The sequence below is a fragment of the Saprospiraceae bacterium genome, assembly GCA_016712145.1.
Taxonomy (GTDB): Bacteria; Bacteroidota; Bacteroidia; order Chitinophagales; family Saprospiraceae; genus Vicinibacter.
The window spans coordinates 2,380,806-2,402,011 of the sequence record JADJRO010000001.1; the positions used below are offsets into that span (position 1 = coordinate 2,380,806).

The following is a 21,206-nucleotide window of genomic DNA, read 5'->3' on the forward strand; positions in this document are numbered from 1 at the left end:
TTTCATTTCAAGTCTAATGACATTTTAATATTTGCACGTTCATAAAATCCCGATTCCAATTCAACTTCAACAAAACCATATTTACGGTAGAGATGGATTGCAGATGCCAATTTTGTATTGCTGTATAATATTAATTTTGTTATACCTTGTCTTTTAGCAAAATCCAGGCAATGCTCCATTAGGCGTTTTCCTATTCCAAGGCCTTGTGCACTTGCAGTTACTGCCATTTTACCCAACTCAAATTCAGATTCCGATTTTTTTAACAGGGAGGCAGCTCCTACGATTTCATCATTTAGCAAAGCATAAAAAATAAAACCCCCCTTATCTATAATTTCTGATTTTGGATCTGATAGCGAACGGATGTCTGAGGCTTCCAATTTAAAATAGCGCTCCAACCATTCATAGTTTAGTCTTTTAATGGCATCCTCCAAACCTGGAGCATATTCCTTTAGGATAATGGTCTCGCTCATGATATTGATTATAAGTAGAATCGAATACGTATAAGTTAGCGGTTTTGCAAATTTTGAATGGCCGCTTTGTGATGGTGCTCCACATGGTAAATGGCATTGTACAACATCTCCCGCAAACTGAGCATTCCCAATAAAGGATGGGGAATACAATAACGATCCAGATCTGCTTCAGAATAATTATCCATCTTCAAGCACAAATCAGCAATGAGCTCCGTTAAATTTTGACCTAAACTTTCTCGCCTTTCAAAAAGAATTACATCCGGAAAATAGTTTGCCGGTGCTTTGCCTCCCGCTGTGAATTTTTCTAAATAGGATGTAAGCAACTGATCATAACTCAAACCTTCCCGATCCAATTTGCCAAATTTTTGTTCAATAAGTAATTTATCTAAACCAAAAACAGCAACCAACGGTTTGACACACATTACAATATGCGCTAATTGTTGTCCCGCTGTCCACTTCTCTTGAAATTTAAAATTGAAAGTATCTTCATTGAGCTCATTGATATAATTTATAAACCCTTGGTGCCTATTTTGCAATTCAGTTTTTATTTGTTCTTGATACATTCTGGGATTTTTTTATACTTCACATTTTATGATCTATCAATAAAGAAGAATTTTTATCGCCACGAATGCACGAATGAATGCGAAGAGTTGCCACGAATGCACGAATGAAATACAAATAAATTTTATATTTCGATTACCATTCGTCCTTAATTCGTGCATTCGTGGCATTTCCTCCTTCTTCAATTCGTTTCTTCATTCGTGTCTTCCATTCGTGCATTCGTGGCATTTCCTCTTCCTCTTTAATTCGTCTTCCATTCTGGCAATCTACCCGGTGTAAATGGCACTGAATGCATCTCTAATTTTTGTTCCAATTGCGTCATGGCTTCATCTATACTTTTAATTTCTTTATACACAGCATTGAATTGCGTCAAAGCAATTTGGTAAGATTGTAAATACGTTTCACTGGGCGCAACGGTTGTACTCCACAAGCCGCCAACAATGGTACCAATGCGTCCATTGATGGATGGCAAGGTTTCGAATTCGCGCCTGGCCAGACTTCCGTTGCCATTTAATTGAAGGTTGGCAGCATTCATACGAGACTCAATATCTGCGATGGTTTTTGAAACAGCTGTAGGCAATGCAGGTGCATCAATCACCGCTCGCTTCATGTATTTTAATTTTTCCTGGAGCTCTGATCGATACGCATCCGTTGCTCCGGTCACTCTGCGAAGTTCAGCAACTTTTTTACAAAAATCATCCACTGCTTTTTTATCAGCTGCCGGTAAACTGGATTGATTCAATGCCTGAATTTTAAAATTTTCATTCAATCCCAAATCTGTATAAACTCCATCTTCAAATTTACTGATAGCTACCCGATACATGCCAGGTATTGCCATGTAACCGGTCTCCTGTGCATTAAATACAAATGACTCATCAAAGCTGCTCAGATCAATCGGACCAAAAGGTGCATAGCGATAATCCCATACGATCCGGTGCAATCCCTTTTTAGCAGCCGCTTTTAATTTACGTACTACATTTCCGGATGCATCTGATATGGTAAATAGTATGTGTGGTGCCGGTTGCTCATCTTCCAATCGCAGTGAATCGGCACTTGGATAATAAATAGCTTCTTTGTTTTTAATTTTTTCTTTCTCCTGCTCACGGCGTTTTTCTTTAATCGTTTTGATATCATCCCGCAAATAATAGCTAAACACAGCCCCTACTTTTGGATTTGGAGCAGTATAAAATCCTTCGCCTTGAAATCCTTTTCCACGCACTCCCAGGGGCACCGATGGTACAAACATCCAGGAATCTTTAATCGGATAGATTTTTGCAATTTGTGCTGAATCTTCTTTCTTAATGAAACGCAGTGGACTGTAATCATCCAATACATAAAATCCTCTGCCAAATGTTCCTAATACCAAATCGTTTTCACGTTTTTGAATTTCCAAATCACGTACAGCAATCGTTGGCAAACCTGATTTTAATGCGATCCATTTTGCGCCACCATCTATACTGCAAAAAGCACCAAATTCGGTACCAGCAAATAATAAATTTTTATTGATATGATCTTCCGCCATGCAATAAAGTGATCCCCGTTCCGGCAAATTAGATTGAATGGCTTTCCAGGTCATTCCACCATCTATTGATTTTACAATGTACGGATGAAAATCACCGTATCGGTGGTGATTAAAAATTACATACAGGGTATTGCGATCGTGTTGCGATGCGACAATCTGATGTACGTAACTGCGTTCCGGAATTCCGGGTATGTTATCTATTTGCTTCCAATTTTTTCCACCATCTGTGGTAATTTGAACCAAGCCGTCATCTGTTCCAACATACAAGGTGTTTTCATCAAATTGATTTTCTGCAATGGAAGTACAGTTTCCATAAATATCGGTCGAACCATTTTTCGCAATGGCATCAACACTCCAAACCCGGTCCATGACTTGTAATTTGTTGCGGTCAATATTTCTACTTAAATCAGGCGAACTTGTTTTCCAACTGTGTCCCTGATCATCGGTACGAAATAAACGATTGGCAGCAAAATACAAACGCTTGTTGTTGTATTTGGAAATTAAAAGCGGCGCATCCCAATTCCATCTATAGGCGGCTACAACATTTTTTTCTATTGGTTTGATATCTACAAATTCACCATTCTTTTTATCGTAGCGCACCAATCCGCCGTATTGAGATTGCGCATAAATAATATTTGGATCTAAGGGATCAATTTGCGTTTCAAATCCATCACCAGTACTGGTAAAAAACCAATCTGAATTGACGATGCCATTGATGCTGGTGGTGCGTGATGGTCCACCAATACTAAAATTATCCTGAGTCCCTCCGTGAATATTATAAAAAGGAAATGCATTGTCTGTGGAAACTTTATAAAATTGGGTTACCGGCAAATTGGCTTTATAAGCCCAGTCTTCTCCGGAATTAAAACTTTCGTATATACCTCCATCACATCCTACCAGATAATGATCGGTATTGCTTGGATCTATCCAGATCACATGATTGTCAATGTGTTTGCTCTTTTCTCCAAGAATTGCAAAATTTTTACCTCCATCTTTACTAACTCCAAAATAGGTGTTGATTACAAATACTTTATTGATGTCTTTTGGATCGCAATAAATCTTTTGATAGTAATTTCCTGAGGTTGAATAGCCACCTTGCTTTTCCCAACTCGCACCACGATCTTTACTTTTATATACACCACCTTCTCCATCAGCAGCTTCCACTACAGCAAACAATACATCCGGATTTACAGGTGAATAGTTTAATCCAATTCTTCCTATATCTCCACCTGGCATCCCACTCATTATTTTATTCCAATTGCTTCCGCCATCGGTACTTTTATATAAAGCAGATTCGGGACCACCACCGATATAACTGTAAACTTTCCGTTGACGTTGATGCGCAGCTGCATAAACAATGTTTGGGAATCTTGGATCAACAAAAACTTCATTGCAACCTGTATAATCGCTGATTTTTAAAACTTGCTTCCAATTCGCTCCGCCATCGGTGGTTTTATAAATTCCCCGCTCACCACCATTCGTCCACAGCGGACCGTAAGCTGCTACATAAACGATGTCCGAGTTGGAAGGATCAATGGAGATTCGCCCGATGTGTTCAGATTGTTTTAATCCCATGTTTTTCCATGACTTGCCACCATCTTCTGATTTGTAAATGCCATCCCCGTAGGCAACGCTGCGTTGGTTATTATTTTCTCCGGTACCTACCCAAACTACATTGGGATTTTTAGGGTCAATGGCCAGACAACCGATGGAATAAGATCCTTCCCCATCAAAAATCGGATTAAAACTGATCCCATTATTGGTCGTTTTCCAAACTCCACCGGAAGCCGCTGCAACATAATATTCACTGTGATTCGTTGGATTGACTGCAAGATCGGCAATCCGACCGGAGGTTAATGCGGGTCCTACACTTCGGAATCCCAATTCTCCAAATAATCCGGAATTGATAAACTCTTTGGTTTCCACTTTTGCCGCAGGAGCAATTGGATTTGATTTCTTTTGGCTAAAAGTGGATAAGCTATAAAAGCAAATCAGAACACTTACTAAACAGATTTTCTTTGACATGTTGTAAAAATAAAGATGGTTTTTTTAATGGGGCTCAAGATAAGGAAAAATCATTTATTACGAAAGACTTCGTATTGATAAATCGCCTTAGGAGAATGGATTTATCTATTTTTTTCAGCTTATAGTAAAATCTCACCCAGACCTCCCAGATTTTCGTAGAAGTAATTTTTTCCTCTCTGCGTCAATCTGCGTAATCTGCGGGACAGAATTTCATGCTCCTTGGTAAGATGGATTTTTGCAGATAACATTTTATAATCTTCATATGCAATTGTAATCAGTATCAAGTAGAATCTCCCGCAGATCTCGCAGATTTTCGCAGATAACATTTTATAATCTTCATATGCAATTGTTATCAGTATCAAGAAAAATCTCCCGCAGATCTCGCAGATTTTCGTAGAAGTAATTTTTTCTTCTCTGCGTCAATCTGCGTAATCTGCGGGACAGAATTTCATGCTCCTTGGTAAGATGGATTTTCGCAGATAACATTTTATTATCTTCATATGCAATTGTAATCAGTATGAAGAAGAATCTCCCGCAGATCTCGCAGATTTTCGCAGAAGTAATTTTTTCTTCTCCGCGTCAATCTGCGTAATCTGCGGGACAGAATTTCATGCTCCTTGGTAAGATGGATTTTCGCAGATAACATTTTATTATCTTCATATGCAATTGTAATCAGTATGAAGAAGAATCTCCCGCAGATCTCGCAGATTTTCGCAGATAACATTTTATGATCTTCATATGCAATTGTAATCAGTATCAAGAAAAATCTCCCACAGATCTCCCAGATTTTCGTAGAAGTAATTTTTTCTTCTCTGCGTCAATCTGCGTAATCTGCGGGACAGAATTTCATGCTCCTTGGTAAGATGGATTTTTGCAGAGTATTTTTTTATTTTAGATAATTTTATTCTGGATAGCCAAACGGATCAATCCTGCAATTCCATTTACCTTTAATTTTTGGATGAGATTGTTACGGTGCGTATCAACTGTTCGCGGGCTGATAAATAATTTGGAGCCAATTTCTGTACTTGAAAATCCTTCAGCAATCAACTTTAATATTTCTATTTCGCGATCGCTTAATTGAGACAATGCAAATGCATCTTCTTTTTTACTTTTACTCAACATAGCCAAGGCAATTTCTTTTCCAAAATAAGTCGAACCATTCATAACTTGTTGAATGGCTTGTGAGAGTTCCTCAATGGATGTATTTTTAAATAAATAGGCTTTAGCGCCTGCATCAACGGCCTCTTGAATTACATCCTTATCATTAAGCATACTGATCATGAGGACCCGGATAGCAGGATGGTCTCTGCTCAAAATACGGCATGCTTCAATTCCGTTTAATTCGGGCATTTCAACATCCATGAGCACAATGTCTGGCTTGATCCCATGGTCTACTAAAGCAATGAGTTCATTTCCATTGGCTGCTTCTGCTATGATTTCAAAACCGGGATGTCCGGAAAGTAATGATCGAAATCCTTGTCGCACCAGATGATGATCATCTGCTAAAATAATTTTTACTCTCATCCTATAGGAATTCTTACGGTTGAAACGGTTCCACTGAGATCGCCTTTTTCTGAAAAATAGTTTCCACCCATCGTACGAACCCTGCTTAATATATTTAATAAACCCATGCTGCCGGAATGTTTCGCTTCATTAAAATCAAATCCAACGCCATCATCTTCCACTCTTAAAATTAAAAAATTGCCTGCGTGGTATAATTGCATTACAATCTTATGAGCTTTTGCATGTTTCAATATATTATTTAATAATTCCTGGGCAATGCGGTATAAACCCAATTCAATTTTTTCATCCAGCTTAACTGGAATATCAAAATGCTCAAATTCACTCTGAATGCCGGCCTGATTAATTGAATTTCGCAATAACAATTCCAGGCTGGGTACTAAACCTTTTGTTTCAAGGGTAGGCGGCAACATGACATGTGAAATATTGCGCAACTCGGTACAAGCTTCATTCAATTGATTACTCAAGTCTTTTATCTTAACAGAATGCGTTTCTTCTAAATGTTGAATTGAATTATGTAATGCATCAAAACCCAATTTAGTCGCAACCAATTCTTGAACAATCCCATCGTGTAAATCTTTGGCAATGCGCTTTCGCTCTGCTTCCTGTGCTTCAATGACTGCATTTAATCCCAATTGTTGTTCGGCTATAACAGCTTCCTGCAATTTTTGATCCTGCTTGTATTGATATCTTTTGTACAATAAGATAGTTATCAAAACAAACGCAACTAAAAAAATTCCAAAACCAATCAGCCAACTGGTTTTTTTAAAATTTTTTTCCCGTTCAATAATAAGTTCTTTTTCCTTTTTTTCTGCTTGATATTTTGTTTCAACATCTGCAAGGCTTCTCACATTTTCTGAACGAAATAAAGAATCATCCAGTTTCATAAATTTTTTAAACGAAACCAAAGCTTCTTTATGATTTCCCAGTTTTTCATGAGCCATTCCAATTTCTTCCAGATACACTTCCATGGGATCCAGCAATTTATTTGCTTCCATAATGGCAAAGCCTTTCATCGCAAAATCAAGGGCTTTTTGCGGTTGATTCAACCGGTTATAAACAGATGCCAGATTGACATACGGAAAGACCAAATTCACCAGTCGGTTAGCTTCAGTCAATAATTTAATCGATTGCTCACAATGCGGAATGGCTTCCTGATATTTTCCTTTCTCCAATAAAATATGGCAGATTCCACCATCGATCACGCCCGCTACGTAATTATTTTTATACTTTAAAGCAATGTCAATTCCTTTGTTTGAATATTCCAATGCTTTTGATAAATTATGGTCGTCATCTCCTTCGCTGGTGCCATAGGCTACTGCCAGATTGTTGTAAGTGAACATACATTTTTTTTCTTCACCGTGCTCCAGTCGAATGGCCAATGCTTTTTCAAGATAGTTGATTGCCTTATCATGAATTTTTTGATCATTGTAGAGATTGCCTATATTGCTGTATGCCGAAGCGAGGTTGCTGTATTCTTTAAGGTCTTCAAAAATCTTGAGCGATTTTAAATAGTAGTGAATGGCAGAATCCGACTTATACATTTCAGCATAGGTACCTCCCAAATTGTTGCAGGTTATGGCAAGTGTATGAACATCCGGATCTTGTAGGCGGATTTGATAATCCTGATAAAACAAGTCCAATGCTTCTTGTAATTTTCCGGATTCTTTGGCTATCAGCCCTTTAAAATTGAGGACATAGGCTTTGCTGGCCTGACTTTTTGAATGTTGGGCATATCGCTCGAGGCTGTCTGTATAGAATGCTGCCTGATCAAAATGCTTTTCCAACAACTCTTTCGCTATCAGGTAATAGTACCTGGTTTGGTTCGCTGGATCTGTTTCTGCTCCCAGTTTTTGTCGAATGCTATCTGTTGTCGGTGTTTGTGCTAGAATCAAACTCGTTGCAGCAAACATTCCAAATGCAAGTAAGAAAGTCAAAATTATCCTTCTATCCATCAGCCATCCTATTTCAGATCTTGTAAAAATATAGAATTACTGAAATAATACGCTAATCTGCGTAGTCAAATTACGAATTCATACGGATTTCTTTTGGCAGTTGGCGGCTATACCTTTGATCCATCAAAATAAAAAATCATGAAAATTAGAAAATCAATCGTTCAGTTAATGAGTCTTATCGGATTGGCAATTGCATTAAGCCTTTTGCTTTTATATTTAACAAATCCGGCATTGGATCTGGTTGAAAAATTGGCTTCGGAGTTATTGCAAACTGAACAGAATTATTCTGAATGGGCATCCAATTTTTAATAATTACAAAGGAGCTTACCTTTGCAATTAATTATGAAAAATGACAGATAAAAAATGTATTAAAAGCAGTTCTAATATTAAATGAAAAATAAAATCCCAGAATTACATTCTGATGTGAATTACACTTAATTTTATCTATATTTGAATCCGCTTAATTAATTCTTAGAAACAAATTAATAACAATAAATAATTTTTAAAAAAAACGTATGAAAAATTTAATTACAGCCTTATTTGTTTTCGGGTTTCTGTTTACAACCTGTTGGATTTCTGCACAAGCTAAACCAGCCAAATTGCCTATGGAGAACAAAACAACTTTTGAAACTTTTCTAAAAGATGTTTATACGGTTTATGAAAAACACGATTATAAAGCATTAAAAAACATTTACGATCGGCAAGCAGGTGAAATTGGTCCTGATGGCATGTTGATCATGGGTATTAAAAATCTGGAAGCATCCTGGAAAATGTTTGATGGCATGGTGGATGGTACTCCAAAATTTACGTATCAACTTACTTCTTCTCGTATGGTAACCCCGGAAATCGCAATCATTACCTGGGATTCAGATGCTGATATTGTGATTAAAGGCCAACAAATGGGTGGCAAAGCAACCGGAATGGCTGTCCTTAAAAAGAAAGGAAACGGCTGGCAAATTCAATTTGATACCATGACTCCGGTAATGGCTATGCCAATGCCTGCTCCAGAAGCAGCTCCAGCAAGCGAAGGAAAATAATTATTTATGCTTTGAAAAAATTTCTATTGGACAATGCTCAATGATTAAAAATAGTCATTGAGCATTTTCTTTTTTAGTACCATTTTTAATGTTCAACGAGCAATGCAAAATAAGTCACTAACCATTCGAAATCCCAAATTCTTAATTTTTAATTCTTAATCTTTAATTTTTAATTAATTCACCGCTCCCAACACATACATCTGATCCATCGTTGGAGATGCCACCCCGCCTGACGGCTCAAGGGTAATTGCAAAAGCCTGCGCATCCTGTACAAATTCAATTTCTTTAAATGCAGTTTGCTTATCATTCAGATCAAATACTCCTAAATCTACCGGTTTGCCGGCTACAATAGCCCATAATTGATACTGCTTCTGCGTAGGTGGCTTTGGCAAATCCACGACATCTAAATAGGTCTTATGTGATAGGGTATCATAATAAATAGTTGCAAAAGCCTGTGGTGCAACCGGCGTACCTTTCATCAATATTTTCTTTGCATCTTTATTTCGTAAAATTTCCAAACGGCTATTGCAATCCACTAAATTCAAGCTATCCTGCACACGCAAGGCTGTTTGCTCATTTAACTTTTGATTTAATTGCAAAACTTCTCTTTGGCTGGATTGAAAGTTCATCCATAAATAAGAAGAAATAATAATGAATGGGATGGCTACAGCGGCTATGCTTCGATACAGCATGTTGCGGTAGCTTTTTTTAAGATCCAGGAATTTTGATTCTTGTTCTATTCGTTGAATGATGTTGGTTTTAACGCGATCTGGAACCGCAACTGCATATTGCGAAGCAAAAACCTCCAAACTATTTTGAATTTCATTTAATTCTGATTGCAATTCCGGTGATGCTGCTAACCAACTGTTTATTTCTTCATTTTGTCTGGCATCTGTTAATCCCAATGCAAATTGCTCCAGAATTCCAGAGTCTTTGATTTCTTGTATGTTAATCTTTTGATTCATTTAAAAACATTCATTAATAAAATGAAAAAAGTTGCTAACATCGTACGCAACATTTTAATTGCTGCATTGATCCGTGTTTTAACAGTCCCCAAAGGCATTTGCAGATGATCTGCTGCTTCTTGTTGTGTATAACCTTGTATATATATTAAATCAATCAATTCCTTATATTTTGAATCCAGCTTATTGACTTTATTCATTAATCCAATATCTGAGATCTGTGATTCGACACTATAGTTTATACTATCATATACGCCCGGATTGATATTTTGGTTTTTATGTCGATTTTCTTGTCTTAATAAATCCAATGCTGTGTTTCTGACAATGGTCAACATCCAGGTAAATAAAGAAGCTTTTTCAGATTGATATTCGGCCAGATTCTTCCATACTTTAACAAATCCTTCTTGTATCGCTTCCTCGGCCAAATGCTGCTCACGAACAATTTTTAAGACAATTCCATAGAGGGTATCGCCATACTGATCCATTAAAAATTTTAGAGCCCGCTCCGGTGGTCCTTTGCGAAGTTCTAAAAATTGGGTCCGTATCTGTTCTGTTGTTGCCAAATCGAGTGGCTAAGATAATTTATAAAAAGAATTTACATAAACGAAATCCAAAACGCATACTCCAGACGTAACTAAGTAAAATCATTAATTATGAAATTAAAAATTGTACTTTCCAGCTTATTTAGCATGTTTATTGCGTTTTTGATGGCTTCCAGCCATCGGGAAGCGCCACTAATTGCAAATGATCCACTTGCCGACAATGTGGATTTGTATGCATTCCGGAGTCCGGACAATCCGGATATGATTACGATTATTGCTACCTATGTTCCGCTTCAATTTCCGCACGGTGGACCAAACTATTACAGTTTTGGACAAAACATTCGTTATGAAATTCATGTGGATAACGATGCATCCAGACCTGGTGATGAAATCACCTACCGATTTACGTTTAAACAAGTAAACGAAGACCCAACAACGTTCTTTAACATCCGTTTAGGTAAGCAGAATTTAAAAACTACTTACACGCTTGAACGCAGCATTGACGGAGGTTTGAGTTTTATTACCTTAATTGACAATGGTCCGGTGCCACCCAATAACATTGGTGCTCGCTCCATTGAGTCAGGAGTTGGTTTAGGAACCACGTATTTAAATCTTATGCAGACCGCAATCCGCAACACAAACACCGGCGAACGCGTGTTTTGTGGACCAACCGATGATCCATTCTTTGTGGATTTGGGCGGTGTATTTGATTTAGGAAATTTACCACGTCAAAACGGTAAAGCTCGCGATGGAATTGCCTGCTTAAATGTAAGTGCCATTGCGATTCAAATTCCAATCAGCACTTTACTAAAAACGGGTGCACCAGCCGCTCCACGTACCATTTTGGATCCGGATTATGTGATTGGCGTTTGGGCATCTGCCAGCAGACAAGCAATCCGCACTTTAACTCCGGGTGGAGAAAATCACTCCGGTGATTGGATTCAGGTTTCCAGATTGGGTATGCCTCTGACCAATGAAGCCGTAATTCCAATTGGATATAAAGACTATTGGAATTCTTTAACACCTTATCAGGAGTTGGCCGATACATTAATGGACAATTTCTTTTTCAATCCGGAATTAGCACTATACATGGATGATGCGCTTTTTGGAGGAGCTGTACCCGCTATGGCTAAGTTGCGCATCCAAAGAAATTCATTACAAGGATTTGATTTTGGTTATGGTAAAGATGGACTGTATGGTTTAAAGGGAAATCCTGCAGTTGCTGGAACCGCATTAGACGATGCCATTTTTGGAACCTTGTTGTTACCGGGTAAAGGAAAAGCACGTTCTGTAGACCTTTGGCCTGCATTCCATACCGGCGTTCCAAATTTTAAACCCTATCAATTAGCAACTGGAAAAAATGGAAATCCGCTTGCTGAAGGAAAACCATTTATACACAATTTCCTTCCAAACGGAGGGGATATGTTGCGATTAAATATGGCGGTTCCGGTCACCCCAAGAAACGATCCTGCTTTTAGTACCCTGGGGTTGGTTCAAGCTTGTGTTCTCGGTTTAACCGATCCGAAATTTGCAAACACAAACATTGAATTTATACCCAATATGGATGGTTTTCCCAATGGAAGACGCTTAGAAGATGATGTAACCCGCATTGAATTGCAAGCGGTCTCTGGAATTGTATTGGCTGCAATCGGACTCTGGTATGACGATTATACTGCCGGTTCACCAAATCCAGTTACTCCCAATTTAGTAGGCGTGTTGACCTATACAACAGGCGTCGAGAAAAACGATGCATTGTTTTCAAATAGCTTTCCAAATCTTGCAGCACCCTGGTCAGGAGATGGAGAATGCGGAGGAAAAATTGTGAGTGCAGTTAATAAAGGCGGTGGTGGAATTATTGGATTAAATGGACCACAAATATCCATGATCAATTATCCAAATCCTGTAAACACACTAACTACATTTAAAATAAACAATCAGTTAGAAACAAGCGTACGACTCGATTTAAAAACGAATGACGGTAAAACAATTCAAATTTTAAATCCTGAATACTTTGGCAAGGGTTTGTTTGAATTCACTGTAGACTTAAGTAAAATTCCAGCAGGAATTTATCTTGCTAGTGCTGTTACAGATCGCGGTGCAGTTGTGGGCTACACCAAATTAATCAAAAACTAAAATCAATTTAAAAATACCTTGGCTCTTAGGAGTCAAGGTATTTTATTAAAAAAAATTACCATGAAAAAATTAAGTTACCTCATTTGTACTCTTTTTATTTTATCCTGTGTCAAAGAACCAAAAACAAGTTTTGAAATTCCAGCATTACTGGAACGATCAGAAAAAATGCAATATTTTAATGAATGGACTGAAGTGCGAACAAGCTATGCAGATCTCAAACATTTATTGACAAAAAATTCTGACAATATAGATGCCTTAATTAGAATTACAAATCTCTTTATTGCTGAAGCTAGAATTACCGGGGAACACGGACATTATTATCCAGCTGCATTAAAAACAATCGAACATGCTATACAGCAAAAAAACCTTAATAAAGATCAGGAATTTCTTGCCTTAAGTGCTAAAGCCAGTGTACAACTTTCGTTGCACCATTTTAAAGATGCGCTGAAAACTGCTGAAATAGCTCAACAAAAAAATCCATACAATGCATTGATATATGGAGCATTGATCGATGCGCACGTTGAATTGGGCGATTACAAGAATGCAGTTTCACTTGCCGATAAAATGGTATCCATGCGTCCAGATTTACGTTCTTACTCCAGAGTCTCTTATTTGCGTGAAATATATGGTATGCCGGAAAATGCTATTAAAGCGATGCAAATGGCAGTGGAAGCCGGCAGTCCAGGTAGCGAAGAAAAGGCATGGGCCGCTTTACAATTGGCTCAATTATGCATACGCTATAATAAAACAGCAGAAGGAATTTCTATACTAAATCAAATTCTGGAAGAACGTCCTGATTATCCTTTTGCAAAAGCAAACCTGGCAACCGTGTATATGAGTCAGGGTAAATTTAAAGAAGCCGAACAAGAATTAAAAGAAGCCTGTGCCATCATTCCTGAAGTTTCATTTTATATTCATTTAGCAGAATTGTATAAGCAGACGAATCAAACAGAAGCGTTTAACACAATCATTCCTGAAATCCTGGCGATGCTGAATGACGATATGCAACATGGCCATAATATGAGTCTTGAGTACGCAGCAGTCTATTCAGCTTTATTGAATGATCCGGATAAAGCTTTAAAATACATACAAGAAGATGTGGCCATGCGACCTGATAATATTGATATAAATAGAAGTCTTGCCAAAATATATCAAATGAAAAAAGATCCGCAAAATGCCCTCAAGTATTTAGAAAAAGCAAGCAGTACCAATTCAAAGCATCCTGAGCTAATTGAATTAAAACAGCATCTCAAAATCTAATTTTACTCTATAAAACTAAAAGGAAATTAAAGATGAATGTCAATTCTTCGATTCGTGGCTATAAATTGTTATTAAATTCCTTCAATTCGTAATTCGTCATCGATCATTCGTAATTGATTTTAGTTCGTGGCAATAAAATATAAATTCAGATGAAATATTTTAATCATATAGCATTCTTGATTCTTATAAACATTTCAAGTTATGCACAAATCAGTGGGTTTGTTTTAGATGAATTTCAAAATCCAATTCAGGAAGTAACGATTCTAAATAAAAAATCAAATACTCATACCCACAGCGATGGGAACGGATATTTTAAAGATCCGAATGCAAAACTTGGGGACAGTCTTCAATTTTCCTTTATAGGATTTAAATCAACTACATACCAAATAGCAGAATCTGATTTAAACAGGAATCTTACTATCCATTTATCAGAAACCTCTGTGTCATTGAATCAAATTAACATTACCGAATCCCTGCCATACAATCTACAGCTAATAGACAATCATATCCGACCGGTTCAAAGCAGTCAGGAACTTTTGCGATTGGTGCCCGGTTTGTTTATTGCACAACATGCAGGCGGAGGAAAAGCCGAACAAATCTTTTTAAGAGGATTTGATTTAGATCATGGTACAGATATTCAAATTACGGTTGATCAATTGATTCCGGTCAATATGGTTTCACATGCTCACGGACAAGGGTATGCAGATTTACATTTTATCATACCAGAAACCGTAAAACGACTGGATTTTGAAAAAGGGAGTTACAATGCTGCCAAAGGTAATTTTGCCAATGCAGGCTATGTTGATTTTATTTTACAAGATCGAATAGCAAACAATAGCATCATCTTTGAAACCGGAAAATTTGATGCGCACCGATTTGCTGGAATGTTTAAACTTTTAAAAACTCCACACACCAATTCCTATATAGCTGCAGAATCTGTTTCAACGGATGGATATTTCGAACATCCACAAGATTTCAAACGATTCAATGGTCTTTTCAAATTAAATCATAATTTAAAATCCGGTGCCGAATTAAAATTTACAGGCAGTCATTTTAACAGCAAGTGGAACGCATCGGGACAAATTCCTCAAAGAGCTATAGATCAAGGATTGATCAATCGTTTTGGTGCTATTGACCCTAATGAAGGTGGAAAAACAGATCGAACCAATCTCTTGATGCAATTCATTCAACCGATTTCTTCATATCAACAGTTAAAATTAAGCGCGTTCGGTTCATATTACAATTTTGAACTGTTTTCCAACTTTACTTTTTTTCTAAATGATTCAATAAACGGAGATCAAATCAAACAAAAAGAAAACAGAACTATTTTTGGTTTAGATGCCCAATGGCTTTCAAAATGGTATGGAATTAATTTTACATCTGCAATTGGCAATCGTTTAGATTTGATACACAATATTGAATTAAGTCACACAAAAGATAGATTATTGCTACTTAATCATCTTGCCTTGGGCAATGTAAATGAACACAATGCGTATGCCTATATTAAGTCAAACTATGAATGGAATAAATGGGAAGTATCTGTACAGTGCAGAATGGATATATTTCAATTTAATTATAAAGACAAGGTACTTTTATCGCCAGACAAATTAAACAAAACAGAATTAAAAATTTCTCCAAAATTTCATTTGAGATACAATTTAAAACCAGGATTGCAATTGCTTGCAAAGATGGGTCGTGGTTTTCACTCTAATGATACCCGCTTGTTACTTCAAAATACAAATACATCCATGTTACCTACAACCAACAGTTTGGATTTAGGAATGCAAACAAAGCTTGGAAAAAATATATTGTTCCATGCAGGACTTTGGTATTTGAACCTGCAAGATGAATTGGTCTATGTTGGTGATGAAGCCATCGTAGAAAACAGCGGAGAAACAAACCGTCAGGGCATCGAAGCAGGGTTTCGTTTCCAGTTAAACAAATATATATTTTTAGATGCAGAATCAAGCTATTCCCATGCTCGCGCCGTTACCGCTGATGAAAAGCAAAATTTTATACCACTTGCTGCAAATTGGACCCATATTGGAGGCCTGACCCTAAAAAATTACAAGCAATTTTCAGCAGCTTTGCGTTTCCGGATGCTGTCAGATCGACCTGCAAATGAAGACAATAGCATCAGAGCAACTGGCTACCAACTTGTGGACGCGACAATTAATTATCAGTATCGGTACATAAATATCGGTTTGATTGTAGATAATATTTTCAATCAAAAATGGAACGAAGCACAATTTTTAACGTTATCAAGATTAAAGGATGAACCAAAAGCTGTCGAAGAAATTCATTTTACACCCGGCAGTCCAATTAATTTCAGGTTTAAATTTCAAATTGATTTTTAATCAAGGGCTTATCAATTAGGCATTTTTTTATCGTGTAAATCGTTGATTTTAAATTTATTATCTGAAATTAATTTTAAATTCATTCTGTAGTTTTTCATATCTTTGCACCCTAAAATCAAACCGTAGTGATGAATCCTGAAGTAAAGGAATTTACCGGAAAAGTTAAAGAAGCGCTAAAAACATTAAAGCCTTACCAAAAAACGGATAATCTCAAAGCAATCATTCAAATTTTAAATAGCATCGGACCTTTTTTTGCGGTCTGGGTAGCTATTTATTTTTTATGGGATTACAGCGTTTTAGCTGCTTGCTTGTTGGCATTATTAAATGCACTCTTTTTAGTACGCATTTTTATCATACAACACGATTGTGGCCACAACACCTTTGTAGAATCTTCCCGCTGGCGTAAAATCATAGGTTATAGTTGCAGCATGTTAAGTTCAGTACCTTATTCATACTGGGCAAAATCCCACCATTTTCACCATATGAATAATGGCATGCTGGAAGTTCGGGATATTGGTGATATCAATACACTTACGGTTGCTGAATATTCAAAACTTGGTAAATTTGAACGCTTTAAGTACCGTTTATACCGGACACCACTTGTAATGTTTGTATTAGGTCCGATCTATTATATTTTTATACACAATCGTTTACCGCTTGTGAATTTAGAAGAGTTCAAAAAAGCAAAACCAGGATTGTATTTAAATAATATTATTTATGCAGCCGTATTTATAGCACTTTGTTTCATATTGGATTGGAAGCGTTTCATAACCATGCATTTAATAATTCTTTCATCTTTTGCAATCATTGCCATCTGGTTTTTTTATGTTCAACATCAACACGAACATGGTTACAAACACTGGAGGAATAAATGGGAGTTTATGTATGCAGCCATTAAAGGAAGTACCTATTATAAATTACCAGCTCTATTTAATTGGTTTACTGGGAATATTGCAATTCACCACATCCATCATTTAAATCCGGCTATTCCCAATTACAATTTAAAAAAATGTGTAGATGCCATTCCTTGGTTTCACAAATACACCACAGAGTTAAATTTCTTTCAAAGTTTAAAATTAGCAACCCATAAACTGTGGGATGAAAATACCGAGCGCATGATCACGTTTCGGGAATACTACCGCATGGAACGATTGGGATTGGTGAAAGTGTAGAGGAGAGGCTAGAGGCTAGAGGCTAGAGGTTTTGACTGCTGACTACTAATTGCTGACTACTGATTTTGGGGCTAGAGGCTAAAGGCTAGAGGTTTTGACTGCTGACTACTAATTGCTGACTACTGATTTTGGGGCTAGAGGCTAAAGGCTAGAGGTTTTGACTGCTGACTACTAATTGCTGACTACTGATTTTGGGGCTAGAGGCTAAAGGCTAGAGGTTTTGACTGCTGACTACTAATTGCTGACTACTGATTTTGGGGCTAGAGGCTAGAGGCTAGAGGTTTTGACTGCTGACTACTAATTGCTGACTACTGATTTGAGGCTGGAGTCACTTTTTTTTTTGACTACTGACTATTAATTACTGACTACTGATTTGGGGCTAAAGGATAGGAAATTAATTTCTCATTTATACAAGGATTCTTACCAATCAGCCTTTAAGACCTTCAGACGAACAGACCACCAGACGATTCGACGAACAGACCATCAGACGATTCGACGAATAGACGACAATTATTCCTCCTCCTTTTTTCGATTGTAATAATCAACCACATCCCGGATGCTTTTGGAAATTTCTGTATAAACTTCATCTGAATTTACTGCATTTTCAATTGGAATACCTCCTTTGGGAAGGGCTTGCAGTTTTCTGAATGGCATGCCGCTCCAATCACAGGCTCTGGCTATAATAGGAATGACCCTGGCAGTTCCAGACTCGTGCCTTTGCATCGCAATGTCCAATTCATTTCTCCAGATATAATCCGAGGCAATAAAATCAATGCTAATCAATAATATAATGATATCTGCCGTAGTAAGCTCTTTTTTAATTAATTCATCCCATTGATCTCCCGCCATGATTTGCCGATCCTGCCAGACTTCAATTTTATTGGATCGCTTAAGAGTAATTAAAAATTTATCGAGTTGATTTTTAATCGCCTCGTCTTCATGCGCATAGGAAATAAAGACTTTTAGTTTACTCATTATTTCCTATTCATCATGTTCAACTTGTTTTGATATCTGGGATTGTTTAATACATCTTCTACAGATTTGCGTTTCTGTTTTCCAATCCAAACTTCAAATTTATTTACTGCCCCCGGTGCATCTACAAGTACCGGTTCGCGGGTGACTTCAATTTTTGCATTCATAAGGGTACGGTACATTTCATTTGCCAATTTTTGATCAGATTTATCAAAATATTTAATATAGGTATCAAATGATTGATCTTCAATTTTATCAATACTCGCACTAAATTGATTATACCACTCTTTCTGATCCAATGCAAGATAAGCGCGCTTGGCATCGGCCTCAAAACCTGGCATGTACTGGATGTAACATTTATATTTTTTGGATAATTTATCAATTTTCTGAACTTGATCTTTTATCTTTTCTTCTTCAACAGGTTTGGTCTCAAGTTTATACTTTTTTTGTACTTGAATATAATCATTGTTCAATTTTTCAAACTCATGTTGAACTTGTGTTAATAAATTCAAGGATTGCTGCTTGATAGAATCTGCTTCTAAAGCAGTTTGACTTAACAGACTATTTGTATTAACCAGTGAAGTCTGAAGACTGTCGAGTCGAATCAATGCGGAATCTCGCTCAGCAATTAGTTTTTCTTTTTCTGAAAGCAAACCGCTTTTTTCAGCGATGAGCAATTCCTTTTCATGCAATTGCTTTTTTAATTCATTGGCTTTGCTAGAGAGTTCCAATCCTAAATAAAGAATTAAACCACCTAAAATACAAAAACCCAGTACAACAATTACCGTATAGATCTTAGACTTTTGCTCATTCTCCAAAAGATTCTCCAATACACGAATATTCTGCAGATTTTTTTCTTTAAATTCTGAACTCATAGTACTGAATTAAATGGTTGACAATTTGGTGGGAAATAAAACATTCTTCACAGAAATTAATGCGATCAAACCGAATAACAAAAAACTGAGCACCGCCAATAAAATTTCATGTGTTTTATCATAAATAAAAAATGATGCAAAAATTCCAATCAGCAACACAATTCCTGCAACAATCCAATAAAAAGAGGTACTGGTACTTGCAATTTTAACCGATTGCAATTCCGGAAAAATAAAACACTTGATTTCATCGCCTATTTCCTTAAAAATAGTTTGTTTGTCCGGCAAGGTTTTACTTAAGTGCTCAATTGATTTTTTTTCTTCAGGAAGCACTTCACTACTGTATTTTTTTAAAATGTCATCGGTAGTCCAGTCGCATTCTCTTAAAAGTATAGGAACGATTTTAATGTGTTGGGAATCTGCCAGTTTTAAAATCTTTATACATTCATTATTGTTTAAATAATCTACACTTATTAATGGGATGGTTAAATCAGATAATTTTAAATATTCTTCATTTTTAGTAAGATCTCCGTTTTGTTTAAATAATTCCTGCTCGTCGTAAATTTCAATCCATCCCTTGCGTTTATATTGTTGCAAGTGATTGTTTAGATCTTTGTACAAGGTTTGATCTTCTGGTTTGTCAGAATAGGAAAAATAAATTTTCTTCATATTTTATACATCAAAAGAAGTCGGTAAATGGGTTTCAGTAAATTGTTCAGCCGCTTTTCGACCTATAGCCAATAAGTCCGGAATATTTTCATAATGATCCATCTCAGCAATTGAGCGAACCTTATTCATATCAAATTTAAATCCAAGTGCTGTCAATGCGTCTTGGGTTAATCTTACATTGTGCCTTGTAAAACTAAATAATTTTTCTTTTAAATATTTTAGCTCTTCCAATTGACCAAACTGATTATCGATAAAATCTGAGGGACCGAAATTCTTACCAAGGTATTGCAATAATATCTGATTCATCTCAAGTGCATCTATCATAAAAAGGTTGGGCAATTTAGAAGCCCAGGCTACGGCCCGTGATTCAACCAAAACCTCTGGATCCTCTAAAAGCAGGCCATTCCCGGTTCCTAATGATGTCAGAAACAAATCATTTTCTCCAGACTTCCAGTTAAATCCAAAACTCGGTACCGTTGCGGTAAGAAAAAGTTGGAAAACAGGGTTATTAGCCAAACTGACACCACCATCAACAAAACCCGATTTAACCAACTGGCCTTTACGTGTTTTAATTGGGAGTTGTTTGGGTTTAAAATAATAAGGAGCAGCTGAACTGGCTCTGCACAATTCCCACAATTTAATGTCTTTATTTGCTTTGTAATAAACCCCATCCGGGTGATTTGCAAAAGTCCACAAACTATAGGTGTCTGCGCGTTTGGTATTGATGGCCAATCCACATTTAATGGCTTGTGTATCTCCAAAAACAATTTCGCCAAAAGTACTCTGCAATTGTTTTTCTAAATTTTCTGAATTGTAATTTTCCTTAAATATTGCCCTAAATCCAGTCCAGTCTCTGGGAATCAGCGAATAACTTCGTTTGCCAAAAATAACTTCCCCTAAATCCAAATACAACTGAATGATCTGTTTCACTTCCATGCCTAATGCAAGGCCAGTTGCCATAATGGCCCCGGTACTGGTTCCTCCCATCATATCGTAATAGTCACTCAACACCAAATCCGGTTTAGCATACCGTTTCGAAGCATGGATTCAATCTTTTCCAGGAAACCCAAGGTTAGGATTCCACGGACTCCTCCACCATCCAATGCAAGAATCCGCTTGGAGCCTGATGATGCATCCAGTTTTTGCTCAAGGTTTTTAAATGAATGGGCCATATAC

18 protein-coding genes are annotated in these 21,206 nt (G+C 36.9%); 6 read left to right on the forward strand and 12 right to left on the reverse strand.

Features of this window, described 5'->3' with window-relative positions:
* Positions 1-2: 2 nt before the first annotated feature.
* The 5 genes from IPK91_09785 to IPK91_09805 form a co-directional block, all read right to left on the reverse strand.
* The gene (locus IPK91_09785) at positions 3-470 is read right to left on the reverse strand and encodes a GNAT family N-acetyltransferase (protein MBK8297547.1); all 468 of its coding nucleotides are present in this window, start codon (positions 468-470) and stop codon (positions 3-5) included.
* A gap of 35 nt (positions 471-505) precedes the next feature.
* Positions 506-1,033, reverse strand: a complete 528-nt coding sequence (locus IPK91_09790) for a DinB family protein (protein MBK8297548.1) — start codon at positions 1,031-1,033, stop codon at positions 506-508.
* A 239-nt stretch (positions 1,034-1,272) separates the two neighbouring features.
* Entirely contained in the window at positions 1,273-4,578 is a 3,306-nt protein-coding gene (locus tag IPK91_09795) for a glycosyl hydrolase (protein MBK8297549.1), read from the reverse strand.
* 891 nt (positions 4,579-5,469) lie between these two features.
* The gene (locus IPK91_09800; protein MBK8297550.1) at positions 5,470-6,102 is read right to left on the reverse strand and encodes a response regulator transcription factor; all 633 of its coding nucleotides are present in this window, start codon (positions 6,100-6,102) and stop codon (positions 5,470-5,472) included.
* Positions 6,099-8,054, reverse strand: coding sequence for a sensor histidine kinase (locus tag IPK91_09805; protein MBK8297551.1), 1,956 nt, complete (start codon positions 8,052-8,054; stop codon positions 6,099-6,101). Before IPK91_09805 ends, IPK91_09800 begins: the two co-directional genes overlap by 4 nt.
* A gap of 138 nt (positions 8,055-8,192) precedes the next feature.
* Here IPK91_09805 and IPK91_09810 point away from each other — a divergent pair, with 138 nt between their 5' ends.
* Together IPK91_09810 and IPK91_09815 are read left to right on the forward strand one after the other, a co-directional pair.
* A complete protein-coding gene (locus tag IPK91_09810; protein MBK8297552.1) occupies positions 8,193-8,363 on the forward strand; it encodes a hypothetical protein in 171 nt (56 codons plus the stop codon).
* A 206-nt stretch (positions 8,364-8,569) separates the two neighbouring features.
* Positions 8,570-9,091 (forward strand): nuclear transport factor 2 family protein, encoded by a 522-nt coding sequence (locus IPK91_09815; GenBank protein ID MBK8297553.1) that lies wholly within the window; start codon positions 8,570-8,572, stop codon positions 9,089-9,091.
* A gap of 173 nt (positions 9,092-9,264) precedes the next feature.
* On the opposite strand, the gene IPK91_09820 is transcribed toward IPK91_09815, so the two are convergent.
* Positions 9,265-10,056 (reverse strand): anti-sigma factor, encoded by a 792-nt coding sequence (locus IPK91_09820; protein MBK8297554.1) that lies wholly within the window; start codon positions 10,054-10,056, stop codon positions 9,265-9,267.
* A complete protein-coding gene (locus IPK91_09825) occupies positions 10,053-10,616 on the reverse strand; it encodes a sigma-70 family RNA polymerase sigma factor (protein MBK8297555.1) in 564 nt (187 codons plus the stop codon). The genes IPK91_09820 and IPK91_09825 overlap by 4 nt, the downstream gene beginning before the upstream one ends.
* A gap of 90 nt (positions 10,617-10,706) precedes the next feature.
* Here IPK91_09825 and IPK91_09830 point away from each other — a divergent pair, with 90 nt between their 5' ends.
* From IPK91_09830 to IPK91_09845, 4 genes are all read left to right on the forward strand, one after another.
* Positions 10,707-12,728 (forward strand): DUF4331 family protein, encoded by a 2,022-nt coding sequence (locus tag IPK91_09830; GenBank protein MBK8297556.1) that lies wholly within the window; start codon positions 10,707-10,709, stop codon positions 12,726-12,728.
* A gap of 60 nt (positions 12,729-12,788) precedes the next feature.
* Entirely contained in the window at positions 12,789-13,988 is a 1,200-nt protein-coding gene (locus IPK91_09835; GenBank protein MBK8297557.1) for a tetratricopeptide repeat protein, read from the forward strand.
* Positions 13,989-14,137: 149 nt separating this feature from the next.
* On the forward strand, positions 14,138-16,345 hold the full coding sequence (locus IPK91_09840; GenBank protein ID MBK8297558.1) for a carboxypeptidase-like regulatory domain-containing protein: 2,208 nt from the start codon (positions 14,138-14,140) through the stop codon (positions 16,343-16,345).
* Between the two features lie 128 nt (positions 16,346-16,473).
* Entirely contained in the window at positions 16,474-17,517 is a 1,044-nt protein-coding gene (locus tag IPK91_09845; GenBank protein ID MBK8297559.1) for a fatty acid desaturase, read from the forward strand.
* 510 nt (positions 17,518-18,027) lie between these two features.
* On the opposite strand, the gene IPK91_09850 is transcribed toward IPK91_09845, so the two are convergent.
* The 5 genes from IPK91_09850 to IPK91_09870 are packed head-to-tail and all read right to left on the reverse strand — an operon-like array spanning position 18,028 to position 21,202.
* Positions 18,028-18,492 carry a toll/interleukin-1 receptor domain-containing protein gene (locus IPK91_09850; protein MBK8297560.1) on the reverse strand — a complete coding sequence of 155 codons (465 nt, stop codon included), beginning with the start codon at positions 18,490-18,492 and terminating at the stop codon, positions 18,028-18,030.
* Positions 18,492-19,364, reverse strand: a complete 873-nt coding sequence (locus IPK91_09855; protein MBK8297561.1) for a hypothetical protein — start codon at positions 19,362-19,364, stop codon at positions 18,492-18,494. The genes IPK91_09850 and IPK91_09855 overlap by 1 nt, the downstream gene beginning before the upstream one ends.
* 9 nt (positions 19,365-19,373) lie before the next feature.
* Complete coding sequence (locus tag IPK91_09860) at positions 19,374-20,030, reverse strand: toll/interleukin-1 receptor domain-containing protein (protein ID MBK8297562.1); 657 nt, start codon at positions 20,028-20,030, stop codon at positions 19,374-19,376.
* 3 nt (positions 20,031-20,033) lie between these two features.
* Positions 20,034-21,038: a patatin-like phospholipase family protein gene (locus IPK91_09865; GenBank protein MBK8297563.1), complete on the reverse strand. Its 1,005-nt coding sequence runs from the start codon at positions 21,036-21,038 to the stop codon at positions 20,034-20,036.
* Positions 21,035-21,202, reverse strand: coding sequence for a hypothetical protein (locus IPK91_09870; protein MBK8297564.1), 168 nt, complete (start codon positions 21,200-21,202; stop codon positions 21,035-21,037). Before IPK91_09870 ends, IPK91_09865 begins: the two co-directional genes overlap by 4 nt.
* Positions 21,203-21,206 lie beyond the last annotated feature (4 nt).

Excerpts from the sequence above, each read along its gene's own strand:
- IPK91_09785 (MBK8297547.1), bottom strand. The coding sequence starts at position 470 with ATGAGCGAGACCATTATCCTAAAGGAATATGCTCCAGGTTTGGAGGAT.
- IPK91_09790 (MBK8297548.1), bottom strand. The coding sequence starts at position 1,033 with ATGTATCAAGAACAAATAAAAACTGAATTGCAAAATAGGCACCAAGGG.
- IPK91_09795 (MBK8297549.1), bottom strand. The coding sequence starts at position 4,578 with ATGTCAAAGAAAATCTGTTTAGTAAGTGTTCTGATTTGCTTTTATAGC.
- IPK91_09800 (MBK8297550.1), bottom strand. The coding sequence starts at position 6,102 with ATGAGAGTAAAAATTATTTTAGCAGATGATCATCATCTGGTGCGACAA.
- IPK91_09805 (MBK8297551.1), bottom strand. The coding sequence starts at position 8,054 with ATGGATAGAAGGATAATTTTGACTTTCTTACTTGCATTTGGAATGTTT.
- IPK91_09810 (MBK8297552.1), top strand. The coding sequence starts at position 8,193 with ATGAAAATTAGAAAATCAATCGTTCAGTTAATGAGTCTTATCGGATTG.
- IPK91_09815 (MBK8297553.1), top strand. The coding sequence starts at position 8,570 with ATGAAAAATTTAATTACAGCCTTATTTGTTTTCGGGTTTCTGTTTACA.
- IPK91_09820 (MBK8297554.1), bottom strand. The coding sequence starts at position 10,056 with ATGAATCAAAAGATTAACATACAAGAAATCAAAGACTCTGGAATTCTG.
- IPK91_09830 (MBK8297556.1), top strand. The coding sequence starts at position 10,707 with ATGAAATTAAAAATTGTACTTTCCAGCTTATTTAGCATGTTTATTGCG.
- IPK91_09835 (MBK8297557.1), top strand. The coding sequence starts at position 12,789 with ATGAAAAAATTAAGTTACCTCATTTGTACTCTTTTTATTTTATCCTGT.
- IPK91_09840 (MBK8297558.1), top strand. The coding sequence starts at position 14,138 with ATGAAATATTTTAATCATATAGCATTCTTGATTCTTATAAACATTTCA.
- IPK91_09845 (MBK8297559.1), top strand. The coding sequence starts at position 16,474 with ATGAATCCTGAAGTAAAGGAATTTACCGGAAAAGTTAAAGAAGCGCTA.
- IPK91_09850 (MBK8297560.1), bottom strand. The coding sequence starts at position 18,492 with ATGAGTAAACTAAAAGTCTTTATTTCCTATGCGCATGAAGACGAGGCG.
- IPK91_09855 (MBK8297561.1), bottom strand. The coding sequence starts at position 19,364 with ATGAGTTCAGAATTTAAAGAAAAAAATCTGCAGAATATTCGTGTATTG.
- IPK91_09860 (MBK8297562.1), bottom strand. The coding sequence starts at position 20,030 with ATGAAGAAAATTTATTTTTCCTATTCTGACAAACCAGAAGATCAAACC.
- IPK91_09870 (MBK8297564.1), bottom strand. The coding sequence starts at position 21,202 with ATGGCCCATTCATTTAAAAACCTTGAGCAAAAACTGGATGCATCATCA.